The organism is Mycobacterium sp. IS-1556 (genome assembly GCF_001499985.1).
Classification (GTDB): domain Bacteria; phylum Actinomycetota; class Actinomycetes; order Mycobacteriales; family Mycobacteriaceae; genus Mycobacterium.
In genome coordinates this window covers 56150-76197 of the sequence record NZ_LQIM01000007.1, presented here as the reverse complement: position 1 = coordinate 76197, position 20048 = coordinate 56150, and the positions used below count along the sequence as shown (strand labels likewise).

Annotated in this window: 21 protein-coding genes; 14 read left to right on the top strand and 7 right to left on the bottom strand. The window is 66.1% G+C overall.

Annotated features, from left to right (window positions below; all coding sequences use genetic code 11):
• The first annotated feature begins 21 nt into the window (after positions 1–21).
• From AU187_RS07105 to AU187_RS07080, 6 genes are read left to right on the top strand one after another with little or no spacing between them, the layout of a single operon-like run.
• Positions 22–462: a hypothetical protein gene (locus AU187_RS07105; protein WP_059166453.1), complete on the top strand. Its 441-nt coding sequence runs from the start codon at positions 22–24 to the stop codon at positions 460–462.
• Positions 459–1676, top strand: a complete 1218-nt coding sequence (locus AU187_RS07100) for a cytochrome P450 (protein ID WP_059166452.1) — start codon at positions 459–461, stop codon at positions 1674–1676. The genes AU187_RS07105 and AU187_RS07100 overlap by 4 nt, the downstream gene beginning before the upstream one ends.
• The gene (locus tag AU187_RS07095) at positions 1673–2722 is read left to right on the top strand and encodes an NAD(P)H-dependent amine dehydrogenase family protein (RefSeq protein ID WP_059166451.1); all 1050 of its coding nucleotides are present in this window, start codon (positions 1673–1675) and stop codon (positions 2720–2722) included. Before AU187_RS07100 ends, AU187_RS07095 begins: the two co-directional genes overlap by 4 nt.
• Positions 2723–2735: 13 nt before the next feature.
• Positions 2736–3791 carry an NAD(P)H-dependent amine dehydrogenase family protein gene (locus tag AU187_RS07090; RefSeq protein WP_059166450.1) on the top strand — a complete coding sequence of 352 codons (1056 nt, stop codon included), beginning with the start codon at positions 2736–2738 and terminating at the stop codon, positions 3789–3791.
• The gene (locus AU187_RS07085; RefSeq protein WP_059166449.1) at positions 3788–4204 is read left to right on the top strand and encodes a VOC family protein; all 417 of its coding nucleotides are present in this window, start codon (positions 3788–3790) and stop codon (positions 4202–4204) included. The genes AU187_RS07090 and AU187_RS07085 overlap by 4 nt, the downstream gene beginning before the upstream one ends.
• 19 nt (positions 4205–4223) lie before the next feature.
• Entirely contained in the window at positions 4224–5450 is a 1227-nt protein-coding gene (locus tag AU187_RS07080) for a cytochrome P450 (RefSeq protein WP_059166448.1), read from the top strand.
• A gap of 51 nt (positions 5451–5501) precedes the next feature.
• On the opposite strand, the gene AU187_RS07075 is transcribed toward AU187_RS07080, so the two are convergent.
• From AU187_RS07075 to AU187_RS07060, 4 genes are read right to left on the bottom strand one after another with little or no spacing between them, the layout of a single operon-like run.
• Positions 5502–6947: an adenylate/guanylate cyclase domain-containing protein gene (locus tag AU187_RS07075; protein ID WP_059102036.1), complete on the bottom strand. Its 1446-nt coding sequence runs from the start codon at positions 6945–6947 to the stop codon at positions 5502–5504.
• Positions 6948–6960: 13 nt separating this feature from the next.
• A complete protein-coding gene (locus tag AU187_RS07070; RefSeq protein ID WP_059102035.1) occupies positions 6961–7263 on the bottom strand; it encodes a hypothetical protein in 303 nt (100 codons plus the stop codon).
• 13 nt (positions 7264–7276) lie between these two features.
• A complete protein-coding gene (locus tag AU187_RS07065) occupies positions 7277–8779 on the bottom strand; it encodes a class I adenylate-forming enzyme family protein (RefSeq protein WP_059102034.1) in 1503 nt (500 codons plus the stop codon).
• Positions 8776–9600 (bottom strand): SDR family oxidoreductase, encoded by an 825-nt coding sequence (locus tag AU187_RS07060; RefSeq protein WP_059102033.1) that lies wholly within the window; start codon positions 9598–9600, stop codon positions 8776–8778. Before AU187_RS07060 ends, AU187_RS07065 begins: the two co-directional genes overlap by 4 nt.
• A gap of 212 nt (positions 9601–9812) precedes the next feature.
• Here AU187_RS07060 and AU187_RS07055 point away from each other — a divergent pair, with 212 nt between their 5' ends.
• Genes AU187_RS07055 through AU187_RS07040 form a run of 4 tightly spaced genes read left to right on the top strand, consistent with a single transcriptional unit; the run spans position 9813 to position 13878 of the window.
• A complete protein-coding gene (locus AU187_RS07055) occupies positions 9813–11390 on the top strand; it encodes a methylmalonyl-CoA mutase family protein (protein ID WP_059102032.1) in 1578 nt (525 codons plus the stop codon).
• The gene (locus AU187_RS07050; RefSeq protein ID WP_059102031.1) at positions 11390–11812 is read left to right on the top strand and encodes a cobalamin B12-binding domain-containing protein; all 423 of its coding nucleotides are present in this window, start codon (positions 11390–11392) and stop codon (positions 11810–11812) included. The genes AU187_RS07055 and AU187_RS07050 overlap by 1 nt, the downstream gene beginning before the upstream one ends.
• A gap of 51 nt (positions 11813–11863) precedes the next feature.
• On the top strand, positions 11864–12820 hold the full coding sequence (locus AU187_RS07045; protein ID WP_059166447.1) for an LLM class F420-dependent oxidoreductase: 957 nt from the start codon (positions 11864–11866) through the stop codon (positions 12818–12820).
• On the top strand, positions 12817–13878 hold the full coding sequence (locus tag AU187_RS07040; RefSeq protein ID WP_059166446.1) for a CaiB/BaiF CoA transferase family protein: 1062 nt from the start codon (positions 12817–12819) through the stop codon (positions 13876–13878). Before AU187_RS07045 ends, AU187_RS07040 begins: the two co-directional genes overlap by 4 nt.
• 89 nt (positions 13879–13967) lie before the next feature.
• Here AU187_RS07040 and AU187_RS07035 read toward each other — a convergent pair whose 3' ends face one another.
• Positions 13968–14282, bottom strand: a complete 315-nt coding sequence (locus AU187_RS07035) for a 2Fe-2S iron-sulfur cluster-binding protein (RefSeq protein WP_059166445.1) — start codon at positions 14280–14282, stop codon at positions 13968–13970.
• A 111-nt stretch (positions 14283–14393) separates the two neighbouring features.
• On the opposite strand from AU187_RS07035, the gene AU187_RS07030 reads away from it, so the two are divergent.
• From AU187_RS07030 to AU187_RS07015, 4 genes are read left to right on the top strand one after another with little or no spacing between them, the layout of a single operon-like run.
• Positions 14394–15791, top strand: coding sequence for a class I adenylate-forming enzyme family protein (locus AU187_RS07030; RefSeq protein ID WP_059166444.1), 1398 nt, complete (start codon positions 14394–14396; stop codon positions 15789–15791).
• Complete coding sequence (locus AU187_RS07025) at positions 15776–16588, top strand: acyl-CoA dehydrogenase family protein (RefSeq protein ID WP_059166443.1); 813 nt, start codon at positions 15776–15778, stop codon at positions 16586–16588. Before AU187_RS07030 ends, AU187_RS07025 begins: the two co-directional genes overlap by 16 nt.
• The gene (locus AU187_RS07020; protein ID WP_059166442.1) at positions 16575–17663 is read left to right on the top strand and encodes an acyl-CoA dehydrogenase family protein; all 1089 of its coding nucleotides are present in this window, start codon (positions 16575–16577) and stop codon (positions 17661–17663) included. Before AU187_RS07025 ends, AU187_RS07020 begins: the two co-directional genes overlap by 14 nt.
• A 1-nt stretch (position 17664) precedes the next feature.
• The gene (locus AU187_RS07015) at positions 17665–18432 is read left to right on the top strand and encodes an enoyl-CoA hydratase/isomerase family protein (protein ID WP_059102024.1); all 768 of its coding nucleotides are present in this window, start codon (positions 17665–17667) and stop codon (positions 18430–18432) included.
• 81 nt (positions 18433–18513) lie between these two features.
• Here AU187_RS07015 and AU187_RS07010 read toward each other — a convergent pair whose 3' ends face one another.
• Both AU187_RS07010 and AU187_RS07005 read right to left on the bottom strand, forming a co-directional pair.
• Positions 18514–19266, bottom strand: coding sequence for an SDR family NAD(P)-dependent oxidoreductase (locus AU187_RS07010; RefSeq protein ID WP_059166441.1), 753 nt, complete (start codon positions 19264–19266; stop codon positions 18514–18516).
• On the bottom strand, positions 19263–20027 hold the full coding sequence (locus tag AU187_RS07005) for an SDR family NAD(P)-dependent oxidoreductase (RefSeq protein WP_059102022.1): 765 nt from the start codon (positions 20025–20027) through the stop codon (positions 19263–19265). Before AU187_RS07005 ends, AU187_RS07010 begins: the two co-directional genes overlap by 4 nt.
• Positions 20028–20048: the final 21 nt, after the last annotated feature.

Here is a 20048-nt window from a genome sequence, read left to right as displayed (position 1 = left end):
ACAGGTTCAAGGAGCCGAGCCATGACATCCTCTTCACCGACGTCAGAAACCACCGAGGAGCAGAGAGACGATCTGCCACCGGGCACCACGCCGTACTACGCGCGGATGCATCGCTACATCAAGCGGGCGGTGCTGGTGTGCCTGGTCGCGCTGGTGATCGAGGGGGCGTTCACGCTGCCGTTCATGGCGGTGTATTACGGCTACCCGACACTGAGCCTCACCGAGATCTGCAGCGAACTGCTCAAAGTCCGCTACTCCGACGACACCTTGGAGTGCAAGGTCCCGTACCCGCCCCTGGGCCCTCCTGAGGGCGCCGAAGGCAAGGACACCGCGCAAGACGAATGGGGAATTCAACCGGTGCCGAAGTACAACAGAATCGGCTTCCGCGAGCTGGTCCGCATCCACGAGGAAAGAGAGGCGAGGGAGGCAACGGAACAACAGCAAGGCGCACCGGCTCCGTGACCAAGCCGATCGAGGAGCACGCACGAAACTGGGACCTTCGCCACGGGGACTTCGGTGACAACGACTTCCTGTACGACGTCTACTCGGTGATGCGGCGCAACGCACCGTTCGCCCACACCGACTCACCGTTCTTGTCCGCCACCCCCGGCGGCGCGTGGGTGGCGACCAGATACGACGAGTGCTACCGCATATTGCAGGACTGGCAACACTTCTCGAGCAATCCAGTACCGGAGGACGCCGAACAAATCCTCGGCGAACTTCTCGTCGTCATGGATCCTCCGCGGCAACAGAAGTTCCGCAAGGTTCTCAATCCCTACTTCTCGCCGGCGCGGATGAAGGCGCTGCGACCGCAGATCCGAGCCGAGACCGACCACTTGATCGACGCGTTCATCGAAGACGGCGTCGGTGACCTCGCCGAGGTCGCGTGGCGACAGCCCGGAACCGTCTTCTTCAAGTACGTCCTCGGAATGCCGGTCGACGATGTTCCGCTGTGCGTCGAGCTGACCGACACTGCGCTCAGTGGCGACACCGAGGAAGCCCGCATGGCCGCCAACGCCGGGCTGTATCAGCATCTTCACCGTGCGATGACCGCACGCACCGCACAGCCGCCGCGGGACGACATGATCGACGTCCTTCTTTCGGCTGAGATCGACGGCGAGAAGTTGCCGTTCCAAGACGCAGTCGCCAACGCGATGCTGCTGGTGCAGGCCGGTCTCGAGACCACCTCGAGCGCGATGTCGTTCGCGCTGCACTACCTCGCAACGCATCCCGATGACCGGGGTCGGCTCATCGACGAACCGGAGCTTCTGCCGAGAGCCGTCGAGGAGTTCATCCGGTACGCAGGGTCGATCCACGGGATCCCTCGCACCGTCGTCAAAGATGTCGAGATCAGCGGCCATACCTTCTGTCCGGGCGAATCGGTGATCGTCAACTACGCTTCGGCCAACCGCGACCCGCAGCAGTTCCCCGATCCCGACCGCTGCGTCCTCGATCGACAAGCGAACCGGCACCTCGGATTCGGCGCAGGCGTACACCGCTGCCTGGGTTCGAATCTCGCTCGGCTGGAGTTCACGGTCGCCCTCGAGCAGGTGCTGTCGAGGATGCCCGACTACCGTCTGGCACCCGACGCCGATCCGGTTTTCCACGGCAACTCCGTCACCCGCGGATACCGCAGCATTCCAGTGGTATTCAGCCCGAAGGAGCGCCACTCGTGACATATCGCGTCGTGCAGTGGACGACGGGCAACGTCGGCAAGAAGTCTGTGCATGCGATCACCGCAAACACCGATCTGGAGCTCGTCGGATGTTACGCCTGGTCGCCGGACAAGGTCGGCAAGGACGTCGGCACCCTGTGCGGCATCGAGCCGCTGGGAGTGACGGCGACCGACGACGTCGATGCGCTACTGGCGTTGAAACCGGACTGCGTGGTGTACAACCCGATGTTCGCCGACGTCGACGAGGTGGAGCGCATCCTCGCCGCGGGCGTCAACGTGGTGACCACGTCGGAGTTCATCACCGGCCACCAACTGGGAGAGGACCGTGATCGCATCACGGAGGCCTGTAACCGTGGTGGTGTCACGATCTTCGGCAGCGGCATCAATCCCGGATTCATCCAACTGTTCGCCGTGGTGACGGCCGGCCTCTCCGATCGCGTCGACCGGATCTCGATCCTGGAGTCCTTCGACACCACGATCTACAACTCGCCCGCCACCGAAATCCCCATGGGATTCGGCCGTCCCGTCGACGACCCGGACCTGCCGGCGATCACCGCGAAGGGATCGGGCATTTTCCGCGAGGCCGTGCTGTTGGTCGCCGATGCGCTCGGCGCCGTACTCGACGACGTCCGGTGCGAGGTCGAATATGCCCAGACCACCGCCGTTCTCGAACTTCCCGGCGACTGGACGATAGCGGCCGGCTGCGTCGCAGGCATCGACGTCCGGTGGAAGGGCTACCTCGGCGGTCGGGACATCATCGAGGTCCGTGGCGTGTGGACGAAAGGACAGTCGCTGCAACCGGCGTGGCCGACGACGTTCGGTTACACCGTCACTGTCGAAGGCAGGCCGACGATCAAGAGCACGTTGAGTTTCGAACCGCCTCCGGACTTTCACGCCGAAACCCTCGACGACTTCATCATGCTCGGCCTCACCATCACCGCCATGCCGGCGATCACCGCGATCCCGGCCGTCGTCGCCGCCGATCCCGGCATCGCGACATACAACGATCTGCCGCTGTTGCTGCCGCGCGGCGTGCTCGCACAGTGAAGGAGGGCAGACGATGCCCGATCGCACCTACCGGATGATCCAGTGGATGACGGGCGATGTCGGCCAGGTCGGCGTCCGGCACTTCGCCGACAGCCCCGTTTTCGACCTGATCGGCGTTCTGGTCCACACGCCGGAGAAAGTGGGTAAGGACGCCGGCGAGATCGCGGGTATCGCGCCGATCGGGCTGCCCGCCACCGACGACATCGAAGCCGTCATCGCCATGGATGCCGACTGCGTGTTCTACACACCGGTGATCATGGACACCGAAACCGTGTGCCGACTGTTGCGATCGGGGAAGAACGTCGTCACCACAAGCGGCTTCTTCTACCCCTCACCGGATTTCGCCGCGGACGGCGAGAAGATCCGCGCCGCGTGCCGGGACGGGGGATCGTCGTTCCACGCGGGCGGAATCCATCCCGGCTACGCCGGCGACATCCTTCCACTGACGCTGGCCCGGATCGTCAGCAGAGTCGACAAGATCTCGGTGTATGAAGTCGTCAACGTCCTCACCGACGCACCGCTCGACCACATCGACTGGATGGGCTTCGGAAAGGAGCGCGACGCCTTCCTCACCGAACCGACCATTCTGGGCCTCGGCGTCCCGTTCTTCGCCCAATCGATGCACATGATCGCCGACGGACTCGGCGTACACATCGACGAAGTCACCGCCGACCTGGCGGCCGCCACCGCCACCGAAGACATTCCACACGAACTCGGCGCGATACCACGCGGAACGGTGGCCGCACAGCATCACGAATGGACGGCGATGGTCGAGGGCCGGCCACTCATCGTTTTCCACGCGATCTACACGACGGCGCCCGCGGACAAGCTCGATCCGCCGTGGGATTGGGGCAAGACCCGGTACCGAATCGTGATCGCCGGCGACCCGCCGACGGAGATGACGCTCCAGGGCGTCGACCGGCCCGACGGCACCATGGCGCACCCGGGCTACAACTGGACCGCGATGGGTGCGATCAACGCGATCCCCGCGGTCTGTGACGCCGCGCCCGGTTGGATCACCCATCTCGACCTCGGTCTCGTACAACCCCGCGGACTGGTACGCAAATGACCGAGGAACACTCGCGGTTGCACCACGTCGTTCTCGCAGTTGCTCGAGAACGCCAGGCGACGGTCGCGCAGATGTTCACCGAACTCGGCTTCCAATTCGACGGCACCGATCTCACCGAACTCGGTGTGTCCGTGCATCTGGATTGGAACGGAGGGCTGGAGCTGATCAGTCCCATTCCCGGCTCGACCGCCGAGGTGGCCAGATCGGTGACCGACTTTCTCGACCGCAACGGCGACGGCGTCTACACGGTCGTACTGCGGGTGCCCGAGGCGTCGGCCGCCGAAGCGCTGACCGAGCGATACGGATCCACGACGCGCTTCCGGCAGAGCTTCTCGGGCGAGGGCTCATACCTCGACGAGGTCGATCTGTCCGTGTTCGGCATGCCGCTGACCTTTTTGTCCACCAACGTCTGATGACCGAACCGGCGGCTATATGAGCATCGACACCACCAAACCCAGTGTCTTCGAAGCCGATCTGCCGACGCTGGCCTACGACATCACCGCCACACCGCAGGACATCTACCCGCAGTTCCGCGCCGCCCAGGACGTGGCGCCGATCGCGCTGGGCCCGATCGGACCGGAAGTGCTGTCCTACGACCTGGCGAGGGCGATCTTGGGGGATCCACGATTCGGCATTCCACCGGGCATCCATCTCACCGCGCACGGGGTGACATCGGGGGAGCTGTGGGACCGGGTGACGCGCAGCATCCTGTGCATGGAGGGTGCCGAGCACCGGCGACTGCGCGGCCTCGTTTCCAGAGCCTTCACTCCCCGCGCGACCGCTCGCATGGACGTCACCATCCACGCCGTCATCAACGACCTCATCGACGCCGTCGAGGCTGACGGCCGGTGTGAATTCGTGGAAGCGGTCGCCCGCCCTTACCCGATCCCGGTCATCTGCGCGTTGCTTGGCGCGCCGTCGGAGGACTGGAAGTTGTTCTCCAAGTGGGCTGAAGACATCTTCAAGGTCGTCAGCTTCGACATCGACCTCGCCGCCGAGGAACCGGCCGTCTTGCGGGCCTGGGACGCATTCGACGAGTACATCGACGACATGATCGCCCACCGGCGCACCGAGTTGACGCATGACCTGCTCTCCGAGCTGATCCGCGCCGAGCATGACGGAGACCGGCTCGACGCGGCCGAGGTACGCATGCTCGCCTTCAGCATCCTCCTGGCCGGAACCGACACCACCCGAACCCAATTGGGTGCTTCCATGCAGGTGCTGTGCGATCACCCGGAGCAGTTGGTGCTGCTGAGGGACCGACCCGAACTCGCGATGAACGCCGTCGAGGAGACGATGCGGCATTCGCCGTCGATGTGCAGCACGCTTCGCAGCGCGACCGAGGATGCCAGCATCGGCGAGTACACGATCCCGGCAGGCACCTTCATCCTCGTCAACACCTTTGCGGCCAACCGCGATCCGGCGATCTACGACGAGCCGACCCGCTTCGACATCACCCGTGGTGATCCGCCGCCCATTCTCACCTTCGGTGGCGGTGCCCACTACTGCCTCGGCGCCAACCTCGCCCGGCGCGAACTGGCCGAGGCGCTGAAGATCCTTGCGGTGCGAATGCCGAACCCGCGAGTCACCGGTCCGGCGCCGTGGCGTCCGCTGCTCGGGATGAGTGGACCGACCCGCCTGCCGATCGAGTTCGGCTGATGGCGTACAGGATTGACCCAGCGGTACTACACAACGTCGCGCAGCCGCCACTCAGCGAGGGGCCCAGATCTCCGTCGGCGTGGATCGTCCCCTCAGGGTTTCCGAGCCCCGCGCGGTCCAGCAGCGGCGCTCGGCGTCGTCGGCGCGCTCGAGCGCGGCACCTGAGCACAGCACCCGTACGTCGAATTCCTTGGCCCGGTCGGCCAACCGGGCCGCCTCGTTGACCGCGTCTCCGACGACGGTGTACTCGTATCGGTTCTCCGCGCCGATGTTGCCGGCGAACACCGGGCCGGCCGAGACCCCGATGCCGAAGTCGAGGCGCAGGCGTCGCAACTCCGTGACGAGCATCCGGGCGGTCGCCAGCGCCGCGGTCGCGGGATCGTCGCTGCGCAGCGGCGCGCCGAACACGGCGAGCGCCGCGTCACCTTGGAACTTGTTGACCAGACCGTGTTTGTCGTCCACGGCGGCCACGACGATGCGAAAGAAGTCGTTGAGCAGTTCGGCGACCTCGTGAGGTTCGTGTGATGCGGCCAGTCGCGTCGACCCGACCAGATCGATGAACAGGACCGCGACATCGCGTTCGTCACCCGAGAGCGACTCGTTCTCCTCGACCGCGCGGCGCACCACCTCTTCTCCGACGTGGCGGCCGAAAAGGTCACGGAGGCGGTCGCGTTCGCGCAGGCCGGAGACCATGCTGTTGAAACCCCTCTGCAGGAGCCCGATCTCCGACCACTCGTACACCTCGACTCGGGCGTCGATCTGTCCGCGTTCGACCTTCGCCATGCCGTCGATGACCTCGTGGACGGGGTCGGAGATCGACATCGACACCAGGATCATGGCCCGCAAGCCGAGGACCACGGCGACGAGCGCCAGCACGAGAAGGGCCAACTCGATCGGGGCGGCCCTGTCGATGATCCAACCGCGTGCACGCATGATGAGCAGCACCGCGATCGCCAGTCCCGGCAGCGCGGTACACGTGGTCCACATGAGCAACAGCCGGGCACGCACTCCGGGCGCGGTGAGCCGGGTGAAATCGGTTGTGACGCCGGCCAAGACCGGTCGCAGCGGTCGCAATGTGAACAGGAACCCGGTGGACACCGTCGCGATCGTGCCGAAGAGCATGGCCGAGCCGATGACAGCCTGAGCCTCGACTCCCGCGTCGAGATCCCAGAAGATCAGCACCGCCCCCGTGAGCAACCACGGTGCGACCGTCAGCGCCGCCTGGCGGCGAAGGATTTTGAGCGTTTCCTGCCGTTCGGCGTCGGTGGGCTCGCGGGACCCGAGCCATTGCAACGAGGGCCGGATGATCAGCACACCGCCGACGGTCACGATCGCGGTACCGACAACGATCAATGACGCCGACACGAGGACGGTTTCAGCGGTCATCCCCGCCCAGCCGGTCATCGACATGACGATCGCGATGACTTCACCGACCGTCAGGACATAGGCGAACGCCAAGCCCGCTGCGTATCGAACGAGCAGGCCCCGTTGCCTCACATCGCTGAAAGTATCAGTCGCTGGCGGGTAGCGGCTTGGCTTCTTTGAGCGACAGGGGAGTGTTTCCGATGCTCAACGTGCCCGCACCGGCCTTGGTCACGAGGACTTCTGCGCCGTTGTCGTCGACGTAGCGCTTGCCCATCGCGTTACCGTCGGCGAAGTCTGGATCGATCGTGAGGTCGGCTGCCTTCTGCGCGTCGATCGGCACCATCGGTGCACCGCCGGCGCGCAGATCGTCGAGACTCTCGGCGCTGCGCACCACGATCACCTGGGTGTCACACACCTGGCTCTGAAGTCGTGTGCCGTTCTTGAACATGTTGAGCTCCTTGTTAGTTGGTGGCTGTCAACTCGGCGATCAGTTCTCGACGGAGCACCTTGCCGGTCGCGTTGGTCGGCAACTCGTCGCGGAAGACCACTCGGTCGGGGGTCCGCGATCCGCGCAGCTGGCGTCGGACGTGCTCGCGCAACTCGTCGGCGTCCGGGGTGGCCGGGCCGTCCGGATTGTCGGCGGGAACCACCACCGCGACGATGATCTGGCCCCACTGCGGATCCTCCGGCCCCACCACGGCGCAATCGCGTACCGCGGGATGCTCGACGAGCACATCCTCGATCTCGGCCGGCGCGATGTTCTCGCCCCCGCGGATGATCGTGTCGTCGGAACGGCCGCCGATGAAGAGATAGCCGGCCTCGTCGAGCATCGCGATGTCCTTGGTGGGGAACCACCCGTCGGCATCGAGCACCGAGCCGATCTCGGCGTAGCGGCCGGAAACCTGGTCGCCGCGGACGAACAGTTCACCCGTTTCGCCGGGGCCGAGTACCGCGCCGTCGGCGTTGCGGATCTGCACCTCGATCCCGGGCACGGGCTGGCCCACCGAACCGAGCCTTCGCAGCACCGCATCGTCGGATGAGGCCAGCGCCGCGCGGTGGTCGTCGGGGCCGAGCACCGCAATGGTCGAACTGGTTTCGGTGAGGCCGTACGCGTTGACGAAACCGACGTCGGGAAGCAGTTCGAGCGCCTTGCGCACCAGAGGCAACGCCACCTTGGATCCGCCATAGGCGAGATTGCGCAGCGTGGGCAAGTCGACGGACTCCGTCTCGAGAACCGTGACGATGCGGTCCAACATGGTCGGCACCACGGTGGCCGTCGTGACACCCTCTGCCCGCACCAGGCGCACCCACTCGTGCGGGTCGAACTGGCGCAGGTACACCATCTTCCGGCCCGCGTAGAGGTTGGACAACGCGGCACCGACGCCGGCGATGTGGTACGGCGGTACGCAGATCAGCGCGGCGTCCTCGGGGGCCGCGGAGTCGAACTCCACGGTGCCGGTGATGTAACTGGTCAGGTTGTTGTGGGTCAGCTCAACGGCTTTGGGCCGTGACGTGGTGCCGGAGGTGAACAGGACCACGCCGACATCCTCGGGGTCGGCGAACTCGGCTACCGGTTCGGCAGTGCGGGCAGCCGCCACGAATTCCTCGGACCCGATCACCTCCTTGCCCGTTCCGGCGACGAGGTCGCAGTACTCGGAGTCGGCCACGATCAGCGGGGCCGGCAGGCGGTCGATCAGCTCACGCAGTCCGTCGGCACTGAGCCGGTAGTTCAACGGGGTGACCGGCACGCCGGCCCTGGCCGCGGCGAACAACAGCAGCGGCAGCATGGCGCCGCCGGTTCCCACGTAGGCGACGTGGGACGCGCCCGAAGCGGCGATGACGCCCGCCCCGCCGTCCGCGAGCGCGCTCAATTCTCCTGTGGTCAGCCGCATTTCGCCGGACACCACGGCGGTCCGGTCCGGATTGCTCGAGGAGGCCATCTCGAGCAGCAGCGAGATGCTCATGACTTGTCGACGAAGATATCAAGGATGGGGTCGTCGCCACCGCCGTAGCGAGACAGGTCCGTCACGCCGGATTGCCTCAGCAGTTCGGAGTCGATGAAGCATTTGCCGTTGACCTCGGCCGCGGGGCGGGACAGGATCACCGCCGCCGCATCGCCCATGATCTGCGGATCGCGGGACCTGTCGATCATCTCCTGGAAGTTGGGCGCATTGGCGACCGCGGCGGTGGCGATGTAGGTCTGCGGCCACAGGCAGCTGAATCCGATACCCGCATCCGCGTACTCCTGCGCCCATCCCAGCGAAAGCAGGGTCATCCCGTACTTGGACAGCGTGTAGGACGGGTGCGCGCCCAGCCAGTGCGGGTTCATGTTCAGCGGCGGCGCCAGCGTGATGACGTGCGCGTCGGGGCTCTTGCGTAGGTAGGGCAGCGCGGCTTTGGTGAGCAGGAACGTACCGCGTACGTTGATGTCCATCATCAGGTCGAACTTCTTGGCCGCCAACTGCTCGGTCGGTTCGGTGGCGATGGCGCTGGCGTTGTTGACCACGATGTCCACGCCGCCGAAGTGCTCGACGGCCGCGTCGACCGCGCGCTGCACGTCTTCTTCCTTGCGCACGTCGCCCACCACCGCCACGCCCTTGCCGCCGGCGGCCTCGACCTCCGCGACGGCGGTGTGCACGGTGCCGGGCAGCTTCGGATGTGGTTCGGCCGTCTTGGCCAGCAGCACGACGTTGGCGCCGCGTGCGGCCGCGGCGAGCGCGATCGCCAGACCTATGCCGCGGCTACCGCCGGAGACGACCAGCGTGCGGTCAGTGAAGGCGGACATGGACCTCCTTAGCCAGGCGACCTGCGTCGTCCCACGATGCTAGCTGACAACCTCAAGACAGCGGTATTGACGTTCTCATTTTACGCAAGTGCCATAATCGCTGTGTACCGCGTCTTCGCGTGCTCTCGACCCGGGAGTGCACCGCTTCCTCCGTGCGCGTTTGCGGCGAGCGGTATTGGCATTCTCATTTTTTGCAAGTACGTTATCCAGTGATGAGCGAGCCAGTACAGACCCCGTCGGGGATCCCGCTCGAGCCGGTCTACGGGCCGTCAGAACGGGCGACCGAACCGCCACCGCCGGGCACCTATCCGTTCACCCGCGGCAACTTCGCGTCCGGGTACCGCGGTAAGACTTGGACGTTTCGTCAGTATTCGGGATTCGGGACAGCCGAGGAATCGAACCGCCGCTACCGCTACCTGCTCGACCAGGGCGGGACCGGATTGTCGGTGGCATTGGACCTGCCCACGCAGTGCGGCTACGACTCCGATGACCCCGAGTACGGCGAGGAGGTCGGTCGCGTCGGCGTCGCGGTCGACACGCTCGCCGACGCCGAGATCCTGTTCGACGGCATCCCGCTGGACAAGATCAGCACCAGCTTCACCATCAACGGCACCGCCGCGATCCTGCTGGCGTTCTATGTCGCCGCGGCAGAGAAGAAGGGGGTGCCGCGAGCGAAGCTGACCGGCACCATCCAGAACGACATCCTCAAGGAGTACGCCTCACGCGGTACCTGGATCTGGCCGCCGGAACCGTCGCTGCGGCTGATCGCCGACACGATCGAGTTCTGCGCGGCCGAGGTGCCCAGGTTCAACGCGATCTCCGTCGCCGGTGCGCACTTCCGCGATGCCGGCGCGAATGCCGTTCAGGAGATGGCGTTCACCCTGGCCGACGGCGTCACTTATTGCGACACCGTCGTCGAGCGCGGCCGCATGACCATCGATCAGTTCGCCCCGCAGATCTCCTTCTTCTTCTACACCCACGGCGACTTCTTCGAGGAGATCGCCAAGTACCGGGCTGGGCGCCGCCGGTGGGCGACGATCGTGCGGGAACGCTACGGCGCCACCACCGACAAGGCGTCGATGTTCCGGTTCGGCTGTGTGGCGGGCGGCGCATCGCTGTACGCGCCGCAGGCCCAGAACAACCTCGTCAGGGTCGCCTACGAGGCGATGGCCGCGGTGCTCGGCGGCGTGCAGTCGATGTTCACCGCGGCGTGGGACGAACCGTTCGCACTGCCGAGCGAGGAGTCTGCGACGCTGGCGCTGCGGACCCAGCAGATCCTCGCTTACGAGACCGGCGTGACCAAGGTTGCCGACCCGCTCGGCGGCTCGTACTTCGTCGAGGCGCTCACCGACGCGACCGAAGAGAAGATCATCGAGATCATGCACGACTTGGAGCGGCACGGCGGGATGGTCGCAGCCATCGAGGACGGCTACCTGCAGGGCCTGATCGCCGACGAGGCCTTCAAGATCCACCAGGACGTGGAATCGGGTATCAGGCCCGTTATCGGAGTCAACAAGTTCGTCTCCGAAGAACCACCGCCGGAGATCGCGACATACGAACTCGACGCCGAGGGCCGCGATATGCAGCTCAAGCGGCTGTCCAAGGTCAAGGCCGAGCGCGATGCCGCGGCGGTCAAGGAGTCGTTGGCGGCCCTGGCTCGCGCCGCCGAGGGTGACGACAACCTGATGCACAAGCTCATCGACTGCGCCAACACGTACTGCACTGTGGGCGAGATGGTTTCGACGCTCAAAGCCGTCTGGGGCGAATTCCAGCAGCCGGTGGTGTTCTGATGGCTGACTCCGCTCCCGCCCAGACCCGTCCGGCCCGCGTGTTGGTCGCCAAACCCGGCCTCGACGGTCATGACCGCGGCGCCAAGATCGTCGCACGCACGCTGCGCGACGCCGGGTTCGAAGTGATCTACACGGGTATCCGGCAACGCATCGAGGACATCGTCTCGATCGCGTTGCAGGAAGATGTTGCGCTGGTGGGCCTTTCGATCCTATCGGGCGCACACGTGGCGCTCACCACGCGCACCGTGGAAGCCCTGCGCTCGGCCGACGCCGGCGATATCGCGGTCGTCGTGGGCGGCACGATTCCGCAGAGCGATGTTCAGAAGCTGCTGGACGCCGGAGCCGCGGCGGTGTTCCCGACCGGCACACCGCTCGACACGCTGGTCGACGAGGTGCGCAAATTGACGGTGAGCGAACAGTGACTTGCCGGCCGAATGTGCGTTCGGCGCTGAACTCTCGGAGGAAGAGCTGACATGCGGCTTGGCGTGATGATCGGGGCCGAGCGCGGCGACATGGCCCGCAAGGTCAACAAGCTGGTCTCCGATATCCAATGGGCCGAATCCGCAGGCATGGACACGGCATGGATGCCGCAGGTGCCCAACGACTTCGACTGCCTGACGATGGTAGCGCTGATGGCGGCGCACACGTCGAAGATCGAGCTGGGCACCGCGGTGGTCCCGCTGCAGGCGCAGCACCCGATCGCGCTCGCGCGGCAGGCTCTGTCGGTGCACGCGATGGCCGGTGGACGGCTCGCGCTCGGGGTCGGCCCGTCGCACCATTGGATCGTTCGGGACATGCTCGGCATCCCCTATGAGAAGCCGGCCGCGTACACCCGCGACTACCTCGAGGTGCTCAACACCGCGCTCGCAGGACCCGGCGATGTCGATGTCGAGAACGACACCTTTTCGGTGCACAATCCGACGGTGCTGGGCGCGCAGAGCCCGCTGCCGGTCCTGGTGGCCGCGCTGGGTCCGGTCATGCTGCAGATCGCCGGGGAGCGCGCCGACGGCACGGTGCTGTGGATGGCTGACGAGAAGGCGATCGGTGATCACATCGCGCCCAAGATCAACAAGGCCGCCGCGGAAGCCGGTCGGCCCGCGCCGCGCATCGTCGCGGGAATTCCGGTGTGCCTGTGCGCGAACTCGGAGATCGAGACGGCGAAGGAGCGGGCGAATCGCATCCTCGCCGAGGCCGAGACGTCGCCGAACTATCAGCGCCTACTCGATCGCGGGGATGCGCGCGATGTCGGCGATCTGTGTGCGGCCGGCGACAGTGAACAGATTCTGCGGCGATTCCAGAATTTCGCCGACGCCGGAGTCACCGACTTGTCGGTTCGGCTGTTGCCGATCGGCGAGAACCGTGACGACCTGATCGCGTCGAAATACCGCACGCGCGAGGTGATCGCCGAACTTGCCAAGGCGGTACGGTGACCGACTCGGGTCCGCTGGCGGGCATCCGGATCATCGAGGTCGGCGTCATGCTGGCCGGCCCGTACGCGACCATGCTGCTGGCCGACCTGGGGGCGGAGGTCATCAAGATCGAACCGCCCGGCGGCGAGATCTCGCGTCAGGTCGGCGACAGCTACTTCGCCAGTCTCAACCGAAACAAGAAGAGTGTGGTGCTCGATCTGCGCTCGGATGACGGTCGCCGGCACCTGGCCGAGCTCGTCGCGGAATCCCATGCGCTGCTGGTGAACATGAAGCCGTCGGCGATCAAGAAGCTGGGCCTGACATACGAATCGCTTCGACAGTTCAACGAACGCATCGTCTGTGTGGCGATGACCGGCTTCGGGCTCGAGGGCGGCGACGACCCCGCGTTCGACTACGTGATCCAGGCCGCGACCGGCGTCGCCGCGATGACGGGACATCCCGACGGGCCGCCGACCTTGCCGGGGTATTCGTCTGCGGACAACTCGACCGGGCTGGCCGCGGCGTTGGGGTTGCTGGCCCAGATCGTGTCCGGCCGCGGTGGTCAGGTCGACGTGTCTCTGCGCGACGTGATGCTCTCGCAGTTGAACTATCGCGCCTCGGCCTACCTCAACGACGGTGCGGCGCCGCTGCGCTATCCGTACGGGGCCCACTCGTATTACGTTCCGGCGCAGCTGTTCGCAACAGCGGACGGCTATCTGGCGCTGTTCATCACCCATGACGCCTTCTGGCGGGCGTTCTCGGCCGAAGCGGGCATTGACGGCTTCGAGACGATGGCGGAAAGGGCCGCGAAACGCGACGAGGTGCTCGCCGTGGTCGCGACCGCGTTGGCCGCCGACGCGGCCGCGGGCTGGGAGTCGCGGCTCCGGCCGCTCGGGATCCCCGTCGCCGCGGTGCGTACGCTGCCGGAGGCGTTGGAGCAAACACCGGAGGTGATCGTCACCGCCGGCGAATTCCGTTTGGTGCGCAGTCCCATCCAGATCGCCGGCTATCAACCGGAATACCGGCCCGCGCCACGCGTCGACGAGCACGGCGCGCCCGGTCCGGCTTGTCGTTGCTGACGCAATGTCGCGCTGAGAGCACCGTCGCGGCTATATATGCACGGCGACGCTCTCAGACTGACATTGTGATCGGGCCTGTGCGAAGCGAGCTAGTCGTCGTAAGTGACGCCGATCGTTTCGGTTTCCGGAACCGCCTGGCAGGTGAGGATGTATCCCTCCTCCACCTCATCGTCTTCGAGAGCGTCGTTGACCCGCATGGTCGCTCGACCCTCGATGAGCTTGCCCATGCAGGTGCCGCAGTTGCCGGCTTCGCAGGAGAACGGCGGTGACAACCCGGCACGTCGGGCGCTCTCGAGAAGCGTCTCGTTGGCGACCCGCGCCACCGACACCTTCTTGCGGTCGAGCACGATCGTCACCTGTCCGCCGCTCTGCGCGGGATGGTCAGGCATCGGATCCGCCGTCATCAAACCTCTCCTGGCATGTCGATTCTAGCTGGATGAGAATACCATTCTCGTTAAATGATACGCTATTCTCAACACAGTCGTGCACGCCGGAGACGCTAGTGAGGACAGGGTGTGAGTGAGGCGATCGCGCTCGCCTTCGAGCAGCGTGAGTACACGCTGTCCCAACTCGATGCGCTGACCGGCGGCATGGCCGACACTCTGCAACGCCGCGGTGTGCGGGCCGGGGACCGGGTCGCATTGATGTCGTCCAATCGTCCCGAGTTCGTCGTCGCGCTGCGCGCGGTCTGGCAACTGGGGGCATCCGCCGTCCTGCTGAGTCCCGCCTGGAAGCGCGCCGAGGCAGAGCACGCACTTGCGCTCACCCGGCCGGCGCATGCCGTGGGGGACCAGGGTGTGCTCGCCGAGCTCATGCCGACGCTTTCGCTGGACGAGCCGATCGACCCGGCTCGACTGGAGTTCGACGCACCGGCGCCGGACGCCGACGCCCTGTTCGTGTTCAGTTCCGGTACCACGGGTATGCCGAAGGCCGTGCGTCACACGCACGCTTCGTTCGCCGTCGCGGTGCGGCACTGGCGAGACGCGCTGCAGCTGTCCTCGTCGGACCGCATGCAGATCATGACGCCGCCGTCACACATCCTGGGACTGCTCAACATCGTGATGGCGCTCGAGACGGGCACATGGATCCGGTTGCATCGGCGGTTCGACATCGAGCTGATGCTGCGACATATCGAGCGGGACGGGATCACGATCGAGATGGCAGTGGCCCCAATTGCTCTGGCGCTCGCCAGCCATCCGGATCTCGAGTCCTATGACCTGTCATCGCTGCGGTACATCATGTGGTGCGCGACTCCCGTCGCCGAAAGCGTCGCCGAGACGGTCACCCGCAGAACCGGCGTGATGTGGGCGACGGCGTACGGTGCGAGCGAACTTCCGGTCATCTCGTGCAACGACATCGACGGCAGGCATCTGGACACGGTGGGCCGGCCCGTTCCCGGCGTGCTCGTGCGGGTCGTGTCACTGGACAGCGGAGCGGTCCTGGGTGCGGGCGAGGTGGGTGAGATCCAGGTGCGTTCGGAATCGGTGATGGCGGGTTACCTGCCGGAGTCGGCGACACCAGACGCATTCGACGACGGGTGGTATCGCACGGGCTATGTCGGGTTCCTCGACGACGACGGCTGGCTGCGAATCACCGACCGGTCGAAGGAGATGATCAAGGTGCGTGGCTTTCAAGTCGCGCCCGCGGAGATCGAAGCGGTGCTGCACGGGCACCCGGCGGTCGACGACTGCGCGGTTTTCGGAGTGTCCGATGCAGTCAACGGTGAGGCGGTTGTCGCCGCGGTGAAGACGAACACCGCCGTGGAGCCGGGTGAGCTGGTGACTTTCGTGGGCGAGCGGTTGGCGTCGTACAAGCGACCGAGCCGGGTGGTCGTCGTGCCCGAGATACCGCGGCTGCCATCGGGGAAGGTTTTGCGTCGAGTGTTGAAGGAGCGTCTGTGGACGTCCGTCTGACGAGTGAACAACAGCAGTTGCGGGAGGCCGCAGCCAGTTTGGCCGACGACCTGGGCCCGGGCTCGGTCGCCGACCTCGACGACGCGAGCCGTGTCGCCAGGCTCGAAAAGGCGGTTGACGCCACGGGGTTTCGCACGCTGCGTTCCGATGGCGCCTCGGGTGTGGAGGTGGCGATCGTGGCCGAGGAGTTCGCCCGCGGCCTGGTCGACGTGCCGTTCATCGGGCCGGTGCTCGCCGATGACCTTCGGGCGCGCTGTGGGCGTGACGTCGCGCCCGGCGCGCAGTCCGAGTCGGCCGACCTGACCAACAGCCTTGCCGGAGTTGTGGAGTCGCCGGCTGAGCTCGGTGACCTTTCGGAAGAGGATGCACAGCGGTGGCGTGCGTTGGCGCTGACGGCCACATGCGCTGACCTCGTCGGGTCGGCTCGTGGCGCGCACACACTTGCGGTCGACTACGCCAAAGTGCGCGAGCAGTACGGCGCGACGATCGGGTCGTATCAGGCCGTCGCGCATCTGCTGGCCGAGAGCCTGGCGCTGATCGAGGGCGCGGTGAGTGTGTCGCGGCACGCCGCCTGGGCGGTGGATGAACTGCCGGCGGCCGAAGCGATCGAGGCGGCGCGGGTGGCCAAGATCTACTGTGCGCGAGCCGCTCTGACCGTCTGTGAGACCTCGATCCAGGTGCACGGCGGCATCGGCAACACGTGGGAGTGCCTGGCGCACGTGTATCTGCGCCGGGTGCTCGCCGCCTCCGAGACGTGGCCCGTGAAGCTGGAGGAGCTGACCATTGGACTTTCGTGATTCGCCGGAGGAAGCCGCGTTCCGCGATCGGCTGCGCGGCTGGCTGACCGAACAGAAGGGCAAGTTCCCGACGTCGGGCGACGAGTACTGGGCCGCCCAGGGCGCGTGGCACCAGGCGCTCTACGAGGCCGGGTTCTTCGGCACGTCGTGGCCGAAACAATATGGTGGGCAGGAGCTGCCGCCCGTCTACGACGTGATCGTCGACGAGGAGATCGCCAAGGCCGGCGCGCCGGCGCGGCCCAGCCTGGGCTATCTCGTGGTCGGTTTGTCGCACCACGGCAGCGAGGAACTGCGGCAGCGGTTCCTGCCCGGGATGATCAACGGCACCGAGCGGTGGTGCCAGGGCTTCTCCGAACCCGGTGCGGGATCGGACCTTGCATCGCTCACCACGACCGCGGTGCGCGAAGACGACGAGTACGTCATTCACGGCCACAAGATCTGGACCAGTTACTCCGACGTCGCCGACTGGTGTCTGCTGCTGGCGCGCACCGACAAGGATGTCCCGAAGCACAAGGGCATTTCGGCGTTCATCGTGCCGATGCACCAAGACGGTATCGAGCAGCGCCCGCTGAAGATGATCAGCGGTGTCACCAAGGAGTTCGGCCAGGTGCTGTTCGACGGGGCACGGGTGCCGGCCGAGAACATGGTCGGAGCGCCTGGCGAGGGCTGGAAGCTCGCGATGACCGTCGTCAGCCATGAGCGGGAGCCCTCGACCCTCGGCTTCTCGGCCCGGTACGGAAAGCTGGTGCGCCAGTTGGCCTCACGTGTCGAAGGCTCTGCGCCCGAGGAGTTGGCCTGGGCGTGGGTGCAGACCGAGATGCTGCGGCTGCATGTGCGCAGGAGGCTGTCCGAACAACTCGACGGCATCACGCACGGGCCGCAGGGGTCACTGGACAAACTGTTGATGACGTGGGTTGAGCAGTCCGTGGGACACGCCGCGCTGGCGACCGTCGGCACCAGCGATGCCGAACTGTTCGGTGCCTACATGTACAGCCGCGCGCAGAGCGTCATGGGCGGCACCTCGCAGATCCAGAAGAACATCATCGCGTCGCGCATTCTCGGATTAGGAGTCTAAGTTGTACGACCTGCCACCAGAGATCGACGTTCAGGCCGACGGCGCCTTGCGCATCATCACGCTGAACCGACCGGACTCGTTGAACTCCGTCAATGACGACCTGCACTGCGGCCTAGCGTGGGTGTGGTCGCGGTTGGCCGAGGATCGCGAGGCCCGCGCCGCGGTGATCACCGGTGCGGGACGGGCGTTTTCGGCCGGCGGCGACTTCGGCTACCTGGAGGAATTGCGGCAGGACGCCGATCTGCGCGCGAAGACGATTCTGCACGGCCGCGAGATCGTGCTGGGAATGGCGCGCTGCCGGATCCCGGTGGTGGCGGCCGTCAACGGTCCGGCGGTCGGGCTGGGCTGCAGCCTGGTCGCGCTGTCCGACATCGTCTACATCAAACCCGATGCCTACCTTGCCGATCCGCATGTGCAGGTCGGGCTGGTCGCCGCCGACGGCGGGCCGTTGGTGTGGCCGCTGCAGATGAGCCTGCTGCACGCCAAGGAGTTCGCGCTCACCGGAACCCGGATCTCGGCGCAGCGCGCCGCCGAGCTGGGCTTGGCCAATCACGTCGTGGAAGACCCGCTCAGTGAAGCGATCGCCTGCGCGAAGAAGATCATGGAGTTGCCGCGCCAGGCCGTCGAAAGCACCAAGCGGCTGTTGAACATTCACCTCGAGCGTTCTGTGCTGGCGGTGCTGGACTACGCCAACACGGCTGAGCACCAGTCCTTCGAGACAGACGACTTCCGCGAGATCGTCACGCGCCTGAACGCCAAGAAGAAGTAGCCCTCCCCAGCCACCGCGAGTGACCGTGTCCGTACGCCGACACGCCGCTGTCTGCGTGCATTATGCGGTCGCTTGCGGGGATCAGAACGTCAGCGATTCGCTGCGTTGGATGGTGCCGGTGACGCCGGTGCCGTTCTGCTGGGCCAAGCGCACTGCGGCGTTCGCCATCGCCTCGGGTGGTTCGACCATCTCCGGCGGGATCTCCATGCCTGCGCCGCCGGCCTGCCAACCCTCGGTGAGCACGACTCGCGACGGGCTCAAACAGTTGACGGCGATGTTGTCGGCCTGGAGTTCAGACGCCAGGCCGAGATACATCCGCTCGACTGCCGCCTTCGACACCCAGTAGGCGTTGGCGCCGTGGTCGACCATCTCGACACCGGTCGTGGTGATCGCGATCAACGAGCCGCCGCCGCGGGCACGCACATGCGGAATCACGGCCTTGGTCACGAGGAACACGCCGGTCAGGTTGACGTTGAGGCACAACTGCCAACGCTTGAGCGGCGTCGACTCGATGGGACCCAGCCACAGCACGCCCGCGTTGGCGACCAGGACATCGATGCCTCCGAACTCCGAAACCGTTACAGCGACCGCGGTTTCGACGGACTCCTCGCTGGTGACGTCGCACGGTACCGCCAATGCGCGTCCACCCGCGGACACGATCCGGTCGGCGACGGAATGAATGGTGCCCGGAACCTTACCCTCGTGTTCGGAACGCGCGGCGACCGCCACCGCCGCCCCCTCACGCGCCAGTGCCGCCGCGACCGTTGCGCCGATGCCGCGGCTGGCCCCGGCGACGAACGCGACGCGACCGTCGAGCGAACCCGCCGAAGTCATTTCGGTGGGAACCGCAGCGCCCCGTCCAGGCGGATGATCTCGCCGTTGAGGTAGTCGTTCTCGACGATGCTCTGCGCCAGTTGCGCGTATTCCGTCGACCGGCCCATCCGCTTGGGGAACGGCACCTGCGGGCCCCAGTACTGCTCGAGCTGGTCGGCCGCCTTGCCGTAGGCCGGGGTGTTGATGGTGCCCGGCGCGATGGTGACCACGCGGATGCCGAGCGGGGACAGATCGCGTGCGGCGACGAGCGTCATACCGAGCACGCCACCCTTGGCGGCCGAATAGGGGAGCTGGCCGATCTGGCCCTCCACGCCGGCGATCGAAGCGGTGTTGATGATGACGCCGCGGGCGCCCTCGTCGAGCGGCTCGGTCTTCGCGATCTCCGCGGCCGACAGCCTCATCACGTTGAACACCGCGGTCAGGTAGAACTCGATGGTCGTCTTGAAGCCGTCGAGGTCCAGCGGTGAACCGTCCTTGCCGATGAGCCGGCCCCCGCTCGCCGGGCCGCCGTGGGTGTCCACCGAAATCCGCACGGGCGCCAACGACGCGGCCTCGGCGATCGCCGCGTTGACCGAATCCTCGGACGTCGCGTCGGTGCGGACGTAGCGCACACCGAGTTCGCTCTCGAGCTTCTTGCCCTTGTCGTCGGCCATGTCCGCGACGACGACCTTGGCCCCCGCACCGTGCAGGCGCCGGACCGTCGCCTCGCCGAGGCCGCCGGCGCCGCCAACGACGATCGCCGAGCTACCTGCGATTTGCATATGGTTCCCCTTCTTGCAACT

Excerpts from the sequence above, each read along its gene's own strand:
- AU187_RS07105 (WP_059166453.1), top strand. The coding sequence starts at position 22 with ATGACATCCTCTTCACCGACGTCAGAAACCACCGAGGAGCAGAGAGAC.
- AU187_RS07090 (WP_059166450.1), top strand. The coding sequence starts at position 2,736 with ATGCCCGATCGCACCTACCGGATGATCCAGTGGATGACGGGCGATGTC.
- AU187_RS07070 (WP_059102035.1), bottom strand. The coding sequence starts at position 7,263 with ATGTTCAAGAACGGCACACGACTTCAGAGCCAGGTGTGTGACACCCAG.
- AU187_RS07065 (WP_059102034.1), bottom strand. The coding sequence starts at position 8,779 with ATGAGCATCTCGCTGCTGCTCGAGATGGCCTCCTCGAGCAATCCGGAC.
- AU187_RS07080 (WP_059166448.1), top strand. The coding sequence starts at position 4,224 with ATGAGCATCGACACCACCAAACCCAGTGTCTTCGAAGCCGATCTGCCG.
- AU187_RS07060 (WP_059102033.1), bottom strand. The coding sequence starts at position 9,600 with ATGTCCGCCTTCACTGACCGCACGCTGGTCGTCTCCGGCGGTAGCCGC.
- AU187_RS07035 (WP_059166445.1), bottom strand. The coding sequence starts at position 14,282 with ATGACGGCGGATCCGATGCCTGACCATCCCGCGCAGAGCGGCGGACAG.
- AU187_RS07085 (WP_059166449.1), top strand. The coding sequence starts at position 3,788 with ATGACCGAGGAACACTCGCGGTTGCACCACGTCGTTCTCGCAGTTGCT.
- AU187_RS07045 (WP_059166447.1), top strand. The coding sequence starts at position 11,864 with ATGCGGCTTGGCGTGATGATCGGGGCCGAGCGCGGCGACATGGCCCGC.
- AU187_RS07005 (WP_059102022.1), bottom strand. The coding sequence starts at position 20,027 with ATGCAAATCGCAGGTAGCTCGGCGATCGTCGTTGGCGGCGCCGGCGGC.
- AU187_RS07055 (WP_059102032.1), top strand. The coding sequence starts at position 9,813 with ATGAGCGAGCCAGTACAGACCCCGTCGGGGATCCCGCTCGAGCCGGTC.
- AU187_RS07010 (WP_059166441.1), bottom strand. The coding sequence starts at position 19,266 with ATGACTTCGGCGGGTTCGCTCGACGGTCGCGTCGCGTTCGTCGCCGGG.
- AU187_RS07050 (WP_059102031.1), top strand. The coding sequence starts at position 11,390 with ATGGCTGACTCCGCTCCCGCCCAGACCCGTCCGGCCCGCGTGTTGGTC.